Origin of the sequence: Streptococcus oriscaviae (assembly GCF_018137985.1) — a bacterium.
Lineage (GTDB): Bacteria > Bacillota > Bacilli > Lactobacillales > Streptococcaceae > Streptococcus > Streptococcus oriscaviae.
Window position 1 is genome coordinate 652945 of the sequence record NZ_CP073084.1, and the last position, 16852, is coordinate 669796.

General features: G+C 46.0%; 16 protein-coding genes. 1 reads left to right on the forward strand and 15 read right to left on the reverse strand.

Annotated features, from left to right (window positions below; translation table 11 throughout):
- Positions 1-27: 27 nt before the first annotated feature.
- The 10 genes from INT76_RS03195 to INT76_RS03240 all read right to left on the reverse strand — a co-directional run bounded on the left by INT76_RS03195 (position 28) and on the right by INT76_RS03240 (position 9914).
- Positions 28-927 (reverse strand): LysR family transcriptional regulator, encoded by a 900-nt coding sequence (locus INT76_RS03195; RefSeq protein ID WP_212573006.1) that lies wholly within the window; start codon positions 925-927, stop codon positions 28-30.
- A gap of 335 nt (positions 928-1262) precedes the next feature.
- Positions 1263-1916, reverse strand: coding sequence for a 3-oxoacid CoA-transferase subunit B (locus tag INT76_RS03200; RefSeq protein ID WP_212572117.1), 654 nt, complete (start codon positions 1914-1916; stop codon positions 1263-1265).
- Between the two features lie 4 nt (positions 1917-1920).
- A complete protein-coding gene (locus INT76_RS03205) occupies positions 1921-2643 on the reverse strand; it encodes a CoA transferase subunit A (RefSeq protein ID WP_212572119.1) in 723 nt (240 codons plus the stop codon).
- A gap of 23 nt (positions 2644-2666) precedes the next feature.
- Complete coding sequence (locus INT76_RS03210; RefSeq protein ID WP_212572121.1) at positions 2667-3446, reverse strand: enoyl-CoA hydratase-related protein; 780 nt, start codon at positions 3444-3446, stop codon at positions 2667-2669.
- A gap of 211 nt (positions 3447-3657) precedes the next feature.
- Complete coding sequence (locus INT76_RS03215) at positions 3658-4854, reverse strand: L-lactate MFS transporter (RefSeq protein ID WP_212572123.1); 1197 nt, start codon at positions 4852-4854, stop codon at positions 3658-3660.
- A gap of 30 nt (positions 4855-4884) precedes the next feature.
- Entirely contained in the window at positions 4885-6063 is a 1179-nt protein-coding gene (locus tag INT76_RS03220) for an acetyl-CoA C-acetyltransferase (protein WP_212572125.1), read from the reverse strand.
- Positions 6064-6087: 24 nt separating this feature from the next.
- Positions 6088-6936, reverse strand: coding sequence for a 3-hydroxybutyryl-CoA dehydrogenase (locus tag INT76_RS03225; RefSeq protein ID WP_212572127.1), 849 nt, complete (start codon positions 6934-6936; stop codon positions 6088-6090).
- Between the two features lie 93 nt (positions 6937-7029).
- Positions 7030-8238, reverse strand: a complete 1209-nt coding sequence (gene fadE, locus INT76_RS03230; protein ID WP_428843987.1) for an acyl-CoA dehydrogenase FadE — start codon at positions 8236-8238, stop codon at positions 7030-7032.
- A 230-nt stretch (positions 8239-8468) separates the two neighbouring features.
- Entirely contained in the window at positions 8469-9401 is a 933-nt protein-coding gene (locus INT76_RS03235; protein WP_212572131.1) for a nitronate monooxygenase, read from the reverse strand.
- Positions 9402-9512: 111 nt separating this feature from the next.
- Complete coding sequence (locus tag INT76_RS03240; protein ID WP_212572133.1) at positions 9513-9914, reverse strand: MaoC family dehydratase; 402 nt, start codon at positions 9912-9914, stop codon at positions 9513-9515.
- 72 nt (positions 9915-9986) lie between these two features.
- Between INT76_RS03240 and INT76_RS03245 the strand changes: the two genes are divergently transcribed.
- A complete protein-coding gene (locus INT76_RS03245) occupies positions 9987-10889 on the forward strand; it encodes an alpha/beta fold hydrolase (protein ID WP_212572134.1) in 903 nt (300 codons plus the stop codon).
- Positions 10890-10932: 43 nt separating this feature from the next.
- Here INT76_RS03245 and phaC read toward each other — a convergent pair whose 3' ends face one another.
- The 5 genes from phaC to INT76_RS03270 all read right to left on the reverse strand — a co-directional run bounded on the left by phaC (position 10933) and on the right by INT76_RS03270 (position 16823).
- Positions 10933-12003, reverse strand: a complete 1071-nt coding sequence (gene phaC, locus INT76_RS03250; protein ID WP_212572136.1) for a class III poly(R)-hydroxyalkanoic acid synthase subunit PhaC — start codon at positions 12001-12003, stop codon at positions 10933-10935.
- 25 nt (positions 12004-12028) lie between these two features.
- Entirely contained in the window at positions 12029-13324 is a 1296-nt protein-coding gene (locus INT76_RS03255) for a poly(R)-hydroxyalkanoic acid synthase subunit PhaE (RefSeq protein ID WP_212572138.1), read from the reverse strand.
- A gap of 231 nt (positions 13325-13555) precedes the next feature.
- The gene (locus INT76_RS11155) at positions 13556-14956 is read right to left on the reverse strand and encodes an InlB B-repeat-containing protein (RefSeq protein WP_212572140.1); all 1401 of its coding nucleotides are present in this window, start codon (positions 14954-14956) and stop codon (positions 13556-13558) included.
- Positions 14957-15385: 429 nt separating this feature from the next.
- Complete coding sequence (locus INT76_RS03265; protein ID WP_212572142.1) at positions 15386-16054, reverse strand: recombinase family protein; 669 nt, start codon at positions 16052-16054, stop codon at positions 15386-15388.
- A gap of 139 nt (positions 16055-16193) precedes the next feature.
- Positions 16194-16823, reverse strand: coding sequence for a Maf family protein (locus INT76_RS03270; protein ID WP_212572144.1), 630 nt, complete (start codon positions 16821-16823; stop codon positions 16194-16196).
- Positions 16824-16852: the final 29 nt, after the last annotated feature.

Sequence of the window (16852 nt, forward strand, 5' to 3'; positions counted from 1 at the left end):
CTCCATAATATGATGTGACGAAACTGCTTAAACAGGTGAATAATAGAGTTTTAAGAATTCTTCATAGACGAAGGATTCAATCTCACTAGCCTTTGATTTATAGGGCCTGCAAAACCAAATATTAAACGGAATATAATCCCTAAAGCGTACCACCTTGAACTTATCCTTATCGATAAACTCCTCAACCGGCCGCGGTAGGATAGTGATAATCTCATGTCCCAAAGCAGCCTGAATCAGATAATCCCAAGAAGAAGAGAGATAGGCCAAATCAGGGTTGACTTTCTCCTTTCTCATTTTCTCGGTGATGGCGTGGTAGGTGGTAAAGCTCTTGTTAAAGGTGGCGATTTGATAGGGTTCGATGTCTTTCCACTCTAAAAATTCCTTGTCGGCAAGCGGATGATTGTGATCCATAAAGGCGACATATTCATCCATCTGAATAACATGCTGCTCATACTTTTTATTGTCCAGACTGGTCGGCTCAATCAGAATGGCGAAGTTCAAATCCTCTGCGATAAATTTCTGGCGAAGTTCCACCCCACCGCCTTCCGTAATTTGAATATCAATATCTGGATGTTTCAACAAAAAGTCTGGCAGGATATTAGCAAAATAGATCCGAAGTATCAAAGACGGGATACCGAGCCGGATAGTCCCTTGCTGTTTGGCAGACTCGCTTTGAATCATACTCTGCATTTCTTCAAATTTAGAGAGTATTTCAGATGAATAGCGAAAAACACGCTCCCCAGCTTCTGTCAGTCGTTCCAGACGCCCATTTTTTCGATAAAACAGCTGAAGCCCTTCGTTGGCTTCGAATTGAGTGATGAATTGACTCAAGGCAGATTGGCTGATATGGATTTTCTTAGCAGCCAAGGAAAGATTACAGCTACACTCGACAATGTTGATAAAGTAGCCCATCTGTACAATGTCCATTCCCATTCAAAACTCCTCCTCTATGTATGGTTCTTTTGTAAAATAAAACTGTTGGCAGGACTGGTAAAGAGTTTACAGGCCTGTCCTTTCTCCTTCTGAACTATAAGCTTAACTTCTATATATTATTATATCATCCAGAACAGTGTTTTGAAAGCGTTTTGCTCAGGAATTTCACAAATAAAAACCCAGCATCTAACGGCCGGGTTTTATAGCTTTTTTCGCATGTTAAAATGTATGAAATTTCACAAAGTATACCTGAAATCTGTCCCTATCTGTCTCTTGTTAACCTTCATGTAGCGTCAACCTTGTGAAAACATCCATTTCATTGCTTCAATCTAGATTGGCATCGTGATGACATGGTCAGAAACGATGACATCTCCGGCAGTTTTTTCAATCACTTCTTCCACCGTCACACCCGGTGCAACTTCTTTCAAGAGATACTTGCCATCTTGGAATTCAAATACAGCAAGTTCGGTAATGACCATTGACACTACTCCCTTAGCAGAAAGCGGCAGGGTGCATTCCTTCAAGACCTTGGATTCTCCATGTTTGTCTACATGTTGAAGGGCAACGATGACACGCTTTGCTCCGACCAAGAGATCCATTGCCCCGCCCATACCAGGAGCAAACTTACCTGGAATAATCCAGTTGGCGATGCTAGCATCTTGGCTGACCTCAAGCGCACCCAAAACGGTTGCATCCACATGACCACCACGAATGATGGCAAATGAAGTCTGAATGTCAAAGGTAGACGCTCCAGGCATTAAGGTAATTGGGGCTCCGCCTGAATTGGCTGTGTTGGGATGGTAATTGTCCTTGCCTGGGGTTTCACCGAAGCGAAGGGCTCCATTTTCAGCCTGTAAAATAACATTGACCCCTTCTGGTATATAGTCAGCAGATGCGTTCGGAATTCCAAAGCCGAGGTTAACTACGTCTCCATCATGGAACTCGAGTGCCACACGGCGTGCGATAACTTCTTTAGCTTTCATATCTTTACACCCCTGCTAATTTTTTTGTTTCTGTCCATAGCGCTCCCATCATTTCATGGTGTTCTTGACTGGACAGGCCTTGAACAATATAGTCTACCAAGATTCCTGGAATATAAACATCATCTGGATGAATATCTCCTACTTCAACAATTTCATTGGTTTCAACGATGACAACATCTGCAGCCAATGCTAGTTGAAGGGAAATGTTCTTGGTTGTTCCGTCGATATAAAGGTTGCCATAGGCATCTGCTTTTGTAGCTTTGATGAGAGCTACATCTATTTTCAGCGGATCATAAACCAGATACTCACGGCCGTTGCGAACCATTTTTTCTTGGTTTTCTTCTAGGATGGTACCAACTCCGGTCGGTGTGAGGACTGCTCCCAGCCCTGCTCCTGCAGCGTGAAGGCGCTCTACCACGGTTCCCATTGGGGTAAATTCAACTTCCATCTCCCCGCCAAAATAGGCCTTCTGAGCGCCGGGTGAGGTGCCGACATGGGCAGCGATGTATTTTTTAACCTGATGGTTTTCACAGAGGCGACCGACACCGACTTCCTTGCCTGGATGAGAGGTCACCACAGATGTTAGGGTCAACTCTTTTGTTCCTTGTTCCACCAATCCTTCGATTAGCTCAAACGGTTCACCCACGCCCAAAAATCCTGAAATTCCAACAATATGGCCGGGCTGAACTAACGATACGGCTTCTTTAAGCGTTACAATTTTTGCCATTTTTTTCTCCTCGTCAGTAGATCTTATTTGCGTGTAAAAACTGCCTTGCGTTTTTCAACAAAAGCACGCATGCCTTCAACCTTATCCTCGGTTGAAAAGAGCAGGGCTTCTGCTTCTGTTTCCAGACGAATGGCGTTTTGCAGTGGCAATTCCACTCCTACACTGATAACGTGTTTGGCTTTTTCCACAGCAAGCGGAGCATTTTTCATGATGGCCTTAGCTAAATTTTCTGCTTCCTCCAAGAGGTTTTCCGCTTCAACCAAACGGTTAATGATGCCCAGTTCTAAGGCTTCTGCTCCCTTGATGTTGCGAGCAGTGAAGATGAGTTCCTTAGCCTTGCTGACGCCAATCAAACGGGACATGCGCTGGGTTCCTGCGAATCCTGGGATGATACCAAGTGTCACCTCTGGAAAACCGAGGAGGATTTTTTCGTGCCCTAAACGAATGTCTGTTGAGAGAGCGAGCTCCATTCCGCCCCCAAGAGCATAGCCGTTGATGGCTGCGATGGTTGGCTGACGAAGATGTTCCAGTCTGGAGAAGGTGTCATTGGCATAAGTCATGTATTCAAATGCTTCTGTCGGGGTCATGGTGTCCATCTCTTTAATGTCTGCACCCGCAACAAAGGATTTTTCCCCTGCACCTGTTAGAATGACCACTCGAATAGCGTCGCTTTGTTCTACGGTTTCCAAAACGTCGTTGAGGTCTTTCAAAACTTGCGAACTGAGGGCGTTGAGAGCTTCAGGACGATTGATGGTGATATAACCAATATGGTCTTTCACATCCAACAATACAGTTTTGTTCATAAACTTTCTCCTAATAAATTAGTTGTGAATAGATGCCAGCTGTCAACAAACACATCTATTCTTTTGACAAAATATAAAACGCTTACATCTTGAGTTTACCAAGTTTTCCAGCCCTCGTCTACTTAAGAAATTTTAATAGAGCTATAAGTACAACTTATGGATTTTACAGCTGAAAAAAGAGGCCTGAGCAGAACTCAGGCCCCTAAAAAGGTTAGGAAGCTTTTTTCGTTTTTCCGATATAGTAGAGCTGAAGTAAAATCCCCACTACTGCCATACCGATAACAATATAGAAGGCCATCGAATAATCTCCGTTATTGGCCTGAGCCAGTCGTGCTCCAAGCTGTGGTCCTGCAATAGCCGCCACCCCATAGGCTGTAAACATCCAGCCATAGTTCGTACCGACATTGGCCACGCCCCAGTTTTCTGCCGTAATTCCAGGGAAGGAGCCAAGGAAGCCACCGAAAGAAAGGGCTACTAACATGACACCGATAATGGCAAGCACGCTGCCTTCTCCCTTAAAGGTTGCTGTCAAGAAGAGACCACCTGCAACTGCTGCAAACATGGCTACAACGGTTGGATAGCGACCAATTTTATCGGAAACAGCCCCCCAGAAGATACGACCAAAGGTATTGGCAATCGATACCAACATAACGAAGAAGGTTGCTTCGCCAACCAGCTTGTACTGGTCTGAGATAGAAGCCGCAGATCCGATAATCATCATACCGCCTGTCGCTCCTAAGATATAAATAAGCCAGAGAAGCCAGAAATTACCCTCACGAAGCATTTCTTTGTGGGTTTTACCTGTCGGTGCTGCTGCACCTGCAACAGGGGCTGCGGCCGGTGCCTTTTCCATCACCAGCGAAGACACACAGATAATCACCAAAAGGGCAATCCCCAAAATGTTGAAGGTTCGATAGACACCTGTTGAGGCAATCAAGGATTTGGCAACAGGGCCGATAATCAATGGACCAAGACCAAAGCCTGCCGCTGTTAAACCACCTGCCAAGCCTTTCTTATCAGGGAACCACTTGGTTGCAACAGAGGTTGCTGCACCGTAAGCTGCGCCAATTCCCAAACCAAGAATAACCCCATAAGTCAGGTAGAGGACTGGAAGAGTCGTCGCAAAACCTGTTGCAAACATGCCAAGACCAAATAGAACTCCGCCAAGAAAGACGAATTTTTTAGGGCCTAGGGCATCTACTTTTGGTCCGAAGATAATCATCCCAACAGGTACCATGGCAAAGGAGATACTGAAAGCCAGGGAGGTCTGAGATTGAACCCAGCCCTGGTCAACATTGGCTTCCAACAAAGCTTTTTGGAAAACGGACCAGGCGTATCCTGCCCCCAAGGAAAGGTTGGTCAAAATGGCCGCCGCCAAAATCAACCAGCGATTTGGTGTTTTTTTCATAAATCTAATCTCACTCCATTCTCATCATCACTAACGTGTCACGATGACAGCTGTCCCCATGCCACCGCCGATACAAAGGGTCGCTAAACCGCACTTGGCATCACGTTTTTGCATTTCATGTAAGAGGGTGACAAAAATCCGTGTACCTGATGCACCGATTGGGTGACCAAGGGCGATTGCACCACCATTGACGTTGACAATCTCTGTGTTCAAATCCAGTTCTTTATTCACCGCACAGGCTTGAGCAGCGAAGGCTTCGTTGGACTCAATCAAATCAAGGTCGCTAACGGTCAAACCTGCTTTTTCAAGGGCTTTCCGACTAGCAAAGATCGGTCCGCAGCCCATCAATTCTGGTTCTAGTCCAGCACTTGCATAGGATTTGATGGTAGCAAGAACAGGAAGACCCAATTCAGCAGCCTTTTCGCTGCTCATCACAACCACAGCCGCCGCTCCGTCATTGATACCTGAAGCATTTCCAGCGGTCACCGTTCCATCTTTCTTAAAGGCTGGACGAAGTTTGCCCATACCTTCTAAACTCGCATTGTGACGAGGATACTCATCCGTATCAAAGACGAGCGGTTCCCCCTTGCGCTGCGGAATAACCACAGGCACAATTTCTTCTTTAAACTTGCCAGCCTTGATAGCAGCAACAGCTTTTTCTTGAGAATGAACGGCAAAAGCATCTTGTTGTTCACGGCTGATACCGTATTTAGCAGCAACATTTTCTGCGGTAATCCCCATGTGAATCGGTTCAAATGCATCGGTCAAGCCATCGCGCAACATGGTATCCAAGACCTGGCTGTGCCCCATACGGGAACCCCAACGGTGGTTTTCAAGTACATAGGCTGCCTGACTCATATTTTCGGCGCCACCGGCAACAACGATGTCTGCATCTCCGAGGAGAACAGCTTGAGCAGCCAGTTGAACGGTCTTCAAGCCTGAACCACAAACCTTATTGATGGTAAAAGATGGTGTTGAAATCGGAATCCCTGATTTAACACTAATTTGGCGGGCGACATTTTGACCCAAGCCAGCACTGAGAACATTTCCAAAAATCACTTCCTCAACGAGGTCTGGTGACAGGTTGATTTTTTCCAAGGCGCCTTTGACGACTGTTACTCCTAAATCAACAGCCGAAACATCTTTCAGGCTGCCGCCATAACTTCCAATCGGAGTACGGACAGCTGCTACAATAACTGCTTCTTTCATACTTTTCTTCCTCCTGCGCCTTTCTTAATACTTGAAGAATCCTTCGCCTGTCTTGCGGCCAAGTTTGCCTGATTCTACCATTTTCTTGAGCAATGGAGCTGGACGGTATTTTGGATCATTGAAGCCGCTGTTGAGGACGTTCATGATGGCAAGCACTACATCCAACCCAATCAAATCAGCCAAGGCCAAAGGACCGATTGGGTGGTTAGCACCAAGTTTCATAGCTGTATCAATCTCTTCTGCACTGGCTACGCCTTCTCCGAGTACAAAGACAGCTTCGTTAACCATTGGAATAAGGATACGGTTCACGACAAAACCATAGGAGTCTGCCACTCGGACTGCTGTCTTGTTGATTTTTGCAGTAACTGCTTCGACCGCCTGAGCTGTTTCTGGGGAGGTTTGAATCGCACGAATGACCTCGACCAGTTTCATCAGAGGAGCGGGGTTAAAGAAATGCATTCCTAAGACCTTATCAGGTCGGCCAGAAGCAGCTGCAATATCCGTTACCGAAAGTGATGAGGTATTGGATGCTAAAATAGTTTCGGCCGGGGTAATGTCATGTAATTGCTTAAAGATGCTTAGTTTGATGTCTCTGTTTTCAGTTGCAGCTTCAATAACCAATTGAACCTGTTTTGCATCTGCATAGTCTGTTGAAGGGATGAGGCGTGCAAGAGCTGCGTCAGCTTCTTCACGAGTCATCCGCTCCTTGTCTACTGCGCGATCAAATTGTTTTTTAATTCCTGTCAGACCACGTTCAACAAATTCTTCTTTAATGTCATTCAGGTAGACAGTAAAACCTGATTGGGCAAAAACTTGAGCAATACCGCTTCCCATTTGGCCCGAACCGATGACCATAACTGTTGTAATTTCCACGTTTTTTCTCCTTTTTCTTTATCAGAAGGATTTCCTTTTGAAAAAGAAGGAGCCTTGAAGAACCAAGCCTACAAGCACTCCTTCTCATCCATCTTAGATGAAAGCACCAATTCCTGTTAGCTCACGAGCTACAATCATGGCGTTGATTTCATGAGTTCCCTCGTAGGTGTAAATCGCTTCTGCATCTGTGAAGAAGCGAGCCACTTCTGTTTCATAAGTAATTCCGTTACCACCGCATACTTCACGAGCCAGAGCAACTGTTTCTCTCATGCGGAGTGAATTGTGCAATTTAGCAAGCGAAGAGTTGAGCATTTCTTCCTTACCAGATTCTTGAATCTCAGCGATACGAACAGAGTAAGCAATGGCTGCCTGCACATTAGCTTGCATACGAGCCAATTTTTCTTGAACAAGCTGGAAGCCACCGAGTTTGCGTCCGAATTGCTCACGAGTTGTAGTCAAACGAAGGGCTGCATTGAAGGCACCAGCTGCTGTACCCATGGCAATGTAGGCTACGTCAGCACGAGTACGCACGAAGATTTTTGCAACATCTCCATAACCGTTGATATTGACCAAACGGTCGTCTTCATGAACTTCCACATCCTTGAGTGTAATGTGTCCGTTGTTGACTAGACGCAGGGCAATCTTATGCTCAACGTTCTCAACTGATAAGCCTGGGCTGCCTTTCTTAACCATGAAGCACTTGATTTTTTTCGTTTCAACATCGCGGGCAAAGACAGGGATGAAGTCGGCTGTCTTAGCACCACCAATCCAGCGTTTCTCACCGTTCAATACCCAAACATCGCCCTTGCGTTCTGCAGTTGTTGCAAGACCACCTGCAATGTCAGAACCATGGTCAGGCTCGGTGAGGGCAAAGCAAGTTTGGGCTTCAAAGTTGCGAACTGGCGTAGCAAAACGCTCAATTTGCTCAGGGCTGCCACCGATAAGAATGGTATTGTAACCTAGACCACCGTGTACTGTGTAGAAGGTTGCCACAGATGGGTCAAAGCGTGCCATTTCCAGATAGAGGAAAGCGTTGTAAAGCTCACTTGCCTTCCAAGAACCTTCACGTCCCACAAAGAGATCTGGGTGGGTCATGATTTTCGCTGCCGCAAAAGCTCCGAGAATTTCTTCGCGTGGCAACAATGCTTTTTCATAACAGTCAATCAGAACCGGGCGAACACGCGCCTCCAATTCTTCCCGCAAGTGTTTGAGAACCTTCAATTCGCCTTCGGTCAGCTTCTCAGCATAACCAAACAAATCTTCTGGATACAACTCTTTTGCTAATTCTTTAACTGACATGATAAAAACTCCTTTTTGGTATAGTGTTTTGTAAAGCGTTTACATTTTGTTGACACCATTATCATAACCTGCTTTTCCTAAAAAATCTACTTAATAAAAATTAATAGAACCATAAGAAAAACTGATAGCTTTATCCTTGTAAATGTGGACTTTTTCACAAGACTTTTTTTCGACATAAAAAAGACAAAAGACGGATGCACCGCCCTTTGTCCAGGTAGATAAAATTGGTTTTCTTAATCTATGTGAAGTTTCCCAAGAACTTCTTTTGCTTCGTTAAATATCTGCTGGATAATCTCTTTTGCAGGTTTGATCTCTTTGACAAGACCTGCAATTTGCCCTGCCATCAGAGAGCCGTTTTCCACATCACCTTCTTTGACTGCTTTGGCCAAGGCCCCCATGGTTATCTTCTCTAACTCATGGCGAGAAATATCTTGGCTTTCCAGTTCCAGATACTTGGTTGTCAGGCTATTGCGAATGCATCGAACCGGCGCGCCGAACTTGCGACCTGTCACGACGGTTGATGTATCAACAGCCTCCAAAACGGCCTGCTTATAGCTGTCTGGAATTGGACATTCTGTTGCAGCAAGAAAGACGGTTCCCATCTGAACCCCTTCAGCACCCAAGGCATAGGCAGCTACTAGGCCATGCCCGTCTGCCACGCCACCTGCACAGATGACTGGAATATCCAAATGAGCAGCAACCTGACGAGTCAGAGGCATACTGGTCATTTCACCGATATGACCGCCTGCTTCCATCCCTTCAGTCACAACTGCATCACAGCCCAACTCTTGCATTTTGAGAGCTAGTTTGACGGATGGGATAACTGGAATGACGATAACCCCTGCTTCTTTCAAGCGTGGCATATAGGGTTTAGGCGTACCAGCACCGGTCGTGACTACCTTGACTCCTTCTTCAATCAGAACTTCAACAATTTCTGCCACATTGTCCATCATGAGCATCAGATTGACGGCAAAGGGTTTGTCGGTCAGGGCTTTGGTCAATCGGATTTCCTCACGCACTTCTTCTGCTGTCAGCCCTCCGGATGCCAAGATTCCCAGACCACCTGCATTAGAAACTGCGCTGACCAGCTGATGACGAGAGATTTGTGCCATAGCACCTTGGAAAACAGGGTACTGGATTCCAAGCAATTCTGTTACACGATTCATTTTTTTCCTCCTGAATGTTACATCTATCACAAGAATAGCATAGCTTGTAAGGCTTTTCAATCTTTTTCCTATAACAATGTCTTATATATGACTTTATTAAGTTTTAGACACTTATTTGGGAGGAATGACCTTGGCTGTTCCTGAAATAACCTTTACCCCCTCTTGGTTGGTCACAATGGTGTCCAGTGTGAGCCAGCCCTTTTCATCTACCGCGGCTACCGTCGCCTCTGCTGTCAGAGTATCCCCAATAGCAACCGGCTTCAGGAAGGTGAGGTTTTGCCCAAGGTAGATTGTACCTGGGCCTGGCAGGTGCATTCCCAACACGGTTGAAATCAAGGATGCCCCCAGCATACCATGGGCAATCCGTTTTTTAAACATCCCCTGTGCAGCCTCAACTTCATTGGTGTGGGCAGGATTTAAATCTCCTGAAATCCCGGCAAATAAGACTACGTCTGTTTCTGTAATGGTTTTGGAAAAGCTTCCGCTTTGTCCAATTTCAAATACTTTCGTCATTGGTTTCTCCTAATCTACATGATTGCATTTTTAAAAACTTTTTGTATAATGGTGTCAATGAAAGGACAGTTTATGACATTATTTCCTATTTCTCAGCAAGAGCTGACAACTGGCGAAACACTCAGCTATCGGAAGGTCGGTAAGAAGGGGCCTGTTCTGGTCTTGCTCCACGGCAATCTCAGCTCCTCGGTGCATTTTGAAAAGCTTATGGAGCAACTAAAAGACCATGTTCAGCTATTGGCTATTGACATGCGCGGCTTTGGGCACTCCAGTTATCACCAGTCAATTGCTTCCTTGACAGACCTAGCCCGAGATGTCTTGAACCTGTTAGACCTGCTTGCGATTGACAGGTGTACCGTCCTTGGTTGGTCCACAGGTGGCGGTGTTGCGCTTGAAATGGCAGCCCTTCGTCCGAAGCTCATTCAGCAGCTTGTCCTGCTTTCATCTGTCGGTGTCAAGGGCTACGTCACCCCCAAGGACAACCCTCTGACTGCTCTTGGCATGTTTCCCTTCATGATACCGGCTAGTAAAGCCCTGACCAAGTGGAACCCCGCCCTTCAAAAAATTGAATACGCCCTCAAACATCGCCGGGAAGGGCTGATTCGGAAAATCCTTGCCCCTCTTTATCAGAACAATCCCATCTCAGAACAAGAATTTCAAGTTTACCTAGATGCCGCTTATCAACAACGTAACTATTCTGACATCTTTCTCAGCCTCTTTACCTTTAATATCACGCTTGAACACAATGGCATCACTCTTGGCAACGGCCACATCGAGAAGATTCAAGCGCCTGTCTTGATTATCCACGGTGACAAAGATCCCGTTGTCAGTCTTGATACTGCAAAGCTGACACATAAGGCCCTGCAGCCCCACAGCCAGCTTATTGTACTGGAGGCAGGTCACTCAATTTTGACAGATCAGCTAGACCAGCTGACTGCCCTTCTCAAAGACTACCTTTACAGACCGCATGATTGAAAGAAGCTCCTACCCATCCAAGGATGGATAGGAGTTTTTTCTTTTAGTCATCGTGAGAGCTGTAAAACTCCATCAATTTTGGAATAACTTGCTCCCGGGAACGCTTGCTGACAAAAAGCCCAATGTGACCGGATTCGTAATAAACTGTTTCCGTATCTTTAGAGCCGACCAACTTAGGCAGCGGTTCAGAAGCCAATGTCGGCACCTGATCATCCCGTTTAGCGATAATGTTCAGCAGTGGCTGCTTGATCTTCTTCAAATCAACAAGCTCATCCCCAATCATCAACTCGCCTTTGACGAGCTTATTGTCATGATACATGTCATTGGTAAACTGGCGAATCGTCGCCCCAGCCTGATCTGGACTGTCAAAAATCCAACTTTCCAGAGCCAAGAAATTGGTCATGGCCTTTTCATTGTCCAATTTATCAATCAAGTCCAGGTATTTATTGGTCGTTAGCTTAATCGGTGACAAAAGCAAGAATCCGTTATTCATGATTTCACCCGACACATTGCCATAAGCTTCCACCATGCTATCCGCATCCAAATATTTGCCCCATTGGAAGAGCAACTTGTCACAAGGTGAAAAATCAATCGGTGCTACAACGGTCACTAAGTTTTTCACCAAGTCAGGATTGAGGGCCGTGAAAATCGTCGCAAAATTGGCTCCCTGACAAATGCCAAAGAAGTTAATCTTGTCTGCTCCAGAGTGTTCCAAAACGGCCTCGACACAGTTGCGCATATACCCTTGAATATAGTCTTCCATGGTGATGAACATGTCATCCTTGGTCGGGTACCCCCAGTCAATCACATACAGGTCTGCTCCTGCAAGAAGCAAGTCCTCCACAAAGCTGTTGCCTTCCTGCAAATCCAGCATATAGTACTTGTTGACCAACGCATACGAAATGAGGGTAGGAGTTTTCAAAGGACTTTTCACCTTTGGCGTGAAATGATAGAGGGTCAACTTATCCTCTTTGTAAATGACCTCTTTTTCAGATACGCCCCCCTTGGGCCGCTCCAGCTTAGTCAGGGTTTCAATCCCCTTTATCAACCGCTGTTGGGCTTCAAGGGCATCCTGAACATTTTTCTTCGGTACTGTCAAAAAATCATCAAACATAGGCAGTCTCCTTTCACCTTATCTCTTACTTGCTGTCCGTTTTCTTGCTGGTTTTGGCCTTGCTGGGCTTCACTTCTTCAGAAGCCGCCTTGAGAACCTTGAGGTCACGCTTGAGCTGACTCACTTCACGTTTCAAGTTCTGTACCTTCTGATACAAGCTTCTTGCGTCACTTTCCAGTACGATTGGCAGCCCCTTCAAAGCCAATTCCAAAACCTTGTTGCGGGCGATGACGAACTGGGCATTTGCCGTTCCAAAACGAGCCAATAATTGTGAAAACTCATCTGAATAGAAATATTCCTGCAAGGTTTTTTCAACTTGGTTGGTCCAATGCTGATAGAATTCCTTGTAGGTCTTCGGCTGCTCACCTTTTTTCACGAGTTCTACAAACTCTTCCATCAAGCTCTTGGCCCGTTTTTGAGTAACCTGAGAGAGTTTCTGCTGAAATTCCACATTGGTCAAGATGAGTTGGATGGCATTGTCCAAAAAGGCATTCTGTGCTTCAATCTTCTCTGTCTGATTCCCCATACCCGGAAGACGTAGAAGCGGTGCTACCGTTGCCTCGTACTGTTCCTTCCAAAGGGCAAAGTATTCAGCCAATTTTTCTGTATCACCATTTGCTCCTTCTACATACAAACGGCTGAGCTCAAAGAAGGATTCCGCCCATGGGCCTAAAAACTTGGTCCACTGATCCCCAATCGTCTGGGTTAACTGATAAGGTGCTTCAACTACCTGACGAATCTGTGCGGGAATAAAGGGTTGAACAAAGTCTGCATAAAATTGCTGACTATCCGTCACCCACTTGTCCAACAAGTCCTTGCCATCCTCCGCAAACGGCTTGCTGTACAGGTCACGCAACTTGTCAAAATAACGGTAAAAATTCACATAATGCTGATTAGCATCCATGATTTTTGCAAATGTTGCATAAGAATTGCTATCCATCACATCATAGAGTCTGGATGGATTGAACTGGTTGCGGTAAAATTCCAGATAGGTATTCATATCAGGAAACTGCGCAAGATAGCTCGCTACCGGCCCTTCTTGGAAAGAGTTCTGCACATTTTCTGCCCAAGTTGTCTGCCATTTGTTCCACGAATCAAGAACAGGATGCGAAAATCCCGTCGCAAATGGCAAAGGATAAGCTGTTTGAGGGCTGAAGGCTTTGAGATAGTCCGTGAAAAATTGTTGCTGGGCAGCAACCAGATCTGCCAGACCTTTTTCCTGCTTGGTGTCCTCTGTCTTGCCAGAAAACATGGTCTGCCACTGTTCCGCCATTTTCTTTTGCGCCTCAAACCACTGATTCATCATGTCATTAGTTGCCATAGAGTTCCTCCTTTTATTCAATCGGTCTTGTTCTTGACCTTTGGTAAGACGATAGGGACAGTCTACCTACATTTCTATTCTAGAGGATAGCGGAAGCGATTTCAATATGAGCAAACCCAAAAGGATTTTAAACTTTTTTATAGTAGGTAGTAGTCCAGCTAATAGGTTATAAAATTAGGCAAAAAGAAAAGGCCCTACCTTATAAAGATAGGGCGGTGACTAAAGGTTACTTTAGTCCTGTTTGCGTTTAAATCCTAGGAATCCAGCGAAACCAGCAAGGCCAAGTCCAGCCAGACTTAAAAGAGAGCTTGCCTCCCCTGTTGCTGGCAGGATTTTCTTAGGCGTTTCGCTTGCAGTAGTTGTTGTGGTAGTCGGTGCAGCCACCGGCTCCCACACCGCTGTGAAGGTCTTAGGACCTGTCACAGTGTACTGAGCTCCTGCTTGGTAGACAGACCCTTTCCAGTGGAGGAAGCGATAGCCTTCTCTGGTCGGAGCTTCTGGTAAGGTGATTATCTGACCCACCTCTGCCTCCAAGTTCACCGTTCCTGTTTGACCGTTAAGGCTTCCGCCTGCTAGGTCGAAGGAAATGGTCGCTTTTTGGCTTTCAGTCGTTGGAACTTCTGTGGTTGGTGCTTCGGTAGTCGGTGCTTCCGTAGTTGGTGCTTCAGTCGTCGGTACTTCGGTCGTCGGAGCCTCGGTGGTTGGAGCTTCAGTCGTTGGTGCTTCCGTAGTTGGTACTTCGGTAGTTGGTACTTCGGTAGTTGGTACTTCGGTAGTCGGTACTTCCGTGGTTGGTGCTTCCGTAGTCGGTGCTTCCGTAGTTGGTGCTTCCGTAGTTGGTGCTTCCGTAGTTGGTGCTTCAGTAGTCGGTACTTCCGTAGTTGGCGCTTCAGTTGTCGGAGCTTCGGTGGTGTAGTACAACCTTACAATTCCGCGCCCATAATCAATTTCGCCTCTCAAAAAAACCCCGAATTCTTCTTCGTTAAAGGTTTTGCTGCGAACAAAAGCAATTGGATCGTCCCCTAACTTGACTTGCAGAGGCCTGATGCCCTGAAGGAGAAGCTTCTCGTTCTGGTATATTTCTACCATAACTTGAATTGTTGGCACTTCGGTAGTCGGCGCTTCTGTGGTTGGTGCTTCGGTGGTTGGTGCTTCCGTAGTTGGAGCCTCAGTGCTTGCTACTTCAGTCGTTGGAACTTCAGTGGTTGGTGCTTCAGTAGTCGGAGCCTCGGTGGTGGTTTCGTTAGGGTGATAACGGAAACCCACTGACACGTTACTATCAGATATAGCTTGGTCGTAACTGATAGTAACAGAGTCGCTCTCCCCTAAAAGAGAGAATGACCCACGGTCACCACCCGCATACCAGTCTATTAGCTTATGAGTGTAGAGACGAGAAAGAGTAATGCTTTCCCCCGGGGAGAGAGTGTAATATTCTCTCGCAAGGACCCCTGCAAACCCGTTACCCGTATCAATGATATGGATAACGGTCAATTGAACCGTTTCTTGCGGCGTTTCTGCCGCAATCACGGTATCCCCGTCCCAAAGAGACGGGAATGCTGGAGCTACAATCCCCCCAGCTAGACCTAACACAATAAGTGAGCCCGCGAGGGCTTTTTTCTTCGTGATTTTCATAATGAATCACCAGCGCCCTCACGGGCACTTCCCTTTCTCTATAATTTAAAAAGAAACTCCCATCAAGCACAAAAAGCCCAAGACAAACTAATTTATCTTCAACTTCTTTTGAATGTGCTTGATAGGAGTTGAGTGATGACGACTTCTATCAACTTGAAGTTGTGTATGACATTTTTATAATTTTATCAATATCTATCCTTATTTTCTGCTTTTTCTTAATCCCCAACCCCCTCAAAACCCCTGCTACAATAGGGTTTGTGCGTGTTTTAGTTAACGTTCGTTAACTAAAACATCGAAAAATCAAAAAAATGCCGACTCGACAAGGCCTCAAAAACCCCGTCAAATCAGCATTTTGACTATTCGTTATAGATGATTTTGATTGTTTTACCAAACGAACGTCTGCTAAAACAATTTTACGTTTTTAATTTACTATTTTTTCCAACTTTTGTCAACCATTTTTAGGTTCATTTTGCGGTTTATTCGGATATTATTGCGCCTTAGAACGCTGTAAATGGTGGCGGTGGAAATATGGAACTGGTCGGCCATCTCTCGGATGGGCATTTCTTGCTTGAGATAGGAGCGGATAATCTGCCTTTGCTTGGTTTTGGGCAAACCCTTGTTGCCCAGTCTGACTCCGCGTTCTCTGGCCTTGCGCAGTCCGTCCTTGGTCCGGTCTGAAATAGCTTGAAGCTCCCATTCTGCCACATAGCCCAACATGAGGCAGAAGAACCTACCTGTCAGGGAGTCCGTTTCAATCTGTTCGTGAAGGGATTGGAGACGGATGTGATGACTGGTCAGGTCTGCGATGAGGGCGGAGAGGTGGAGCATTTTTCTGGTCAGGCGGTCTAGCTTATAGACGACTAGGCTGGTTTCTATGCCTTGGTTGGCGCAGGCCTTGGCGAGCGTTAGCGCTCTTTGTAGCTGCGGCCGTTCTTGGTTGCCTCCTGATTCTTTTTCGATGTAGAGTCTGTCGCAGAAGTTCAGGGCTTCTTTTTGGACAGTTAGCCCCAGCTCTTGGCGATTATCAGCGGAGCTGACGCGGGCGTAGCCGATGGTGATACTTCCTTGGGTTTGGTGTTGCTTGATGATGTTCTTCACTGTTTTCCTCCTTGCTTTACTAGTGTAGCAGGGGGTGTACTCTTTAAATCAAAACTATATACAAAAACGAGTCAGGCGGACTGACTCGCTACTATTACTAAATTGTGTTAGGCCAGATGACCTGTCTTCACTCACATTTTTATCGGGCAAGCCGAAAGGCGGTTTCTGCAACAGGCAATCCAATAATCGTATGGATGTCGCCTCGCACAGATTTGATAAAGCGCGGATCTAATTCCTGAAAACCATAAGCGCCAGCCTTGTCCATAGGAGAGTTTGAGTTCAAGTAGGCCTCTATGGCCGAATCCAACTCGGGATAATACTCCACAAACTCAATATCTGCTACTGTATAAAAGACATCCAAGTAGCCCTTCATCCGCAGACAGACCGAGGTGACTACCTGATGGCACTTGCCGAAGTAAGACAAAAACATCTCGCGCGCCTCTTTAGCGTCTACTGGTTTGTTGTAAACCTGCTCGCCAAACACAACGATGGTATCCGCAGAAATATAGAGAACCCCTTCTTCTAGTTCGCGCTCTGACTTGGCTTTTGAAATCTCACAACAGGTCTTAGCCGCCCGAGTTAGGAAAGCATCGCCGGCAAAAGCCGCCATAAATTGCTCCTCAATCCCGCGTTCGTCCAACTCTACCCAAGCAATCTCAGGCTTCAAAAAGGACAGCAATTCCTTGCGGCGCGGTGACTGACTAAGTAAGACGACCCGCTCAATCTTGCCCTTTTTTCCAACTTGTTCATAGTTAACCGTCTGACTCATCTAATCTCTCCAGCAAAATAATTTTCTTT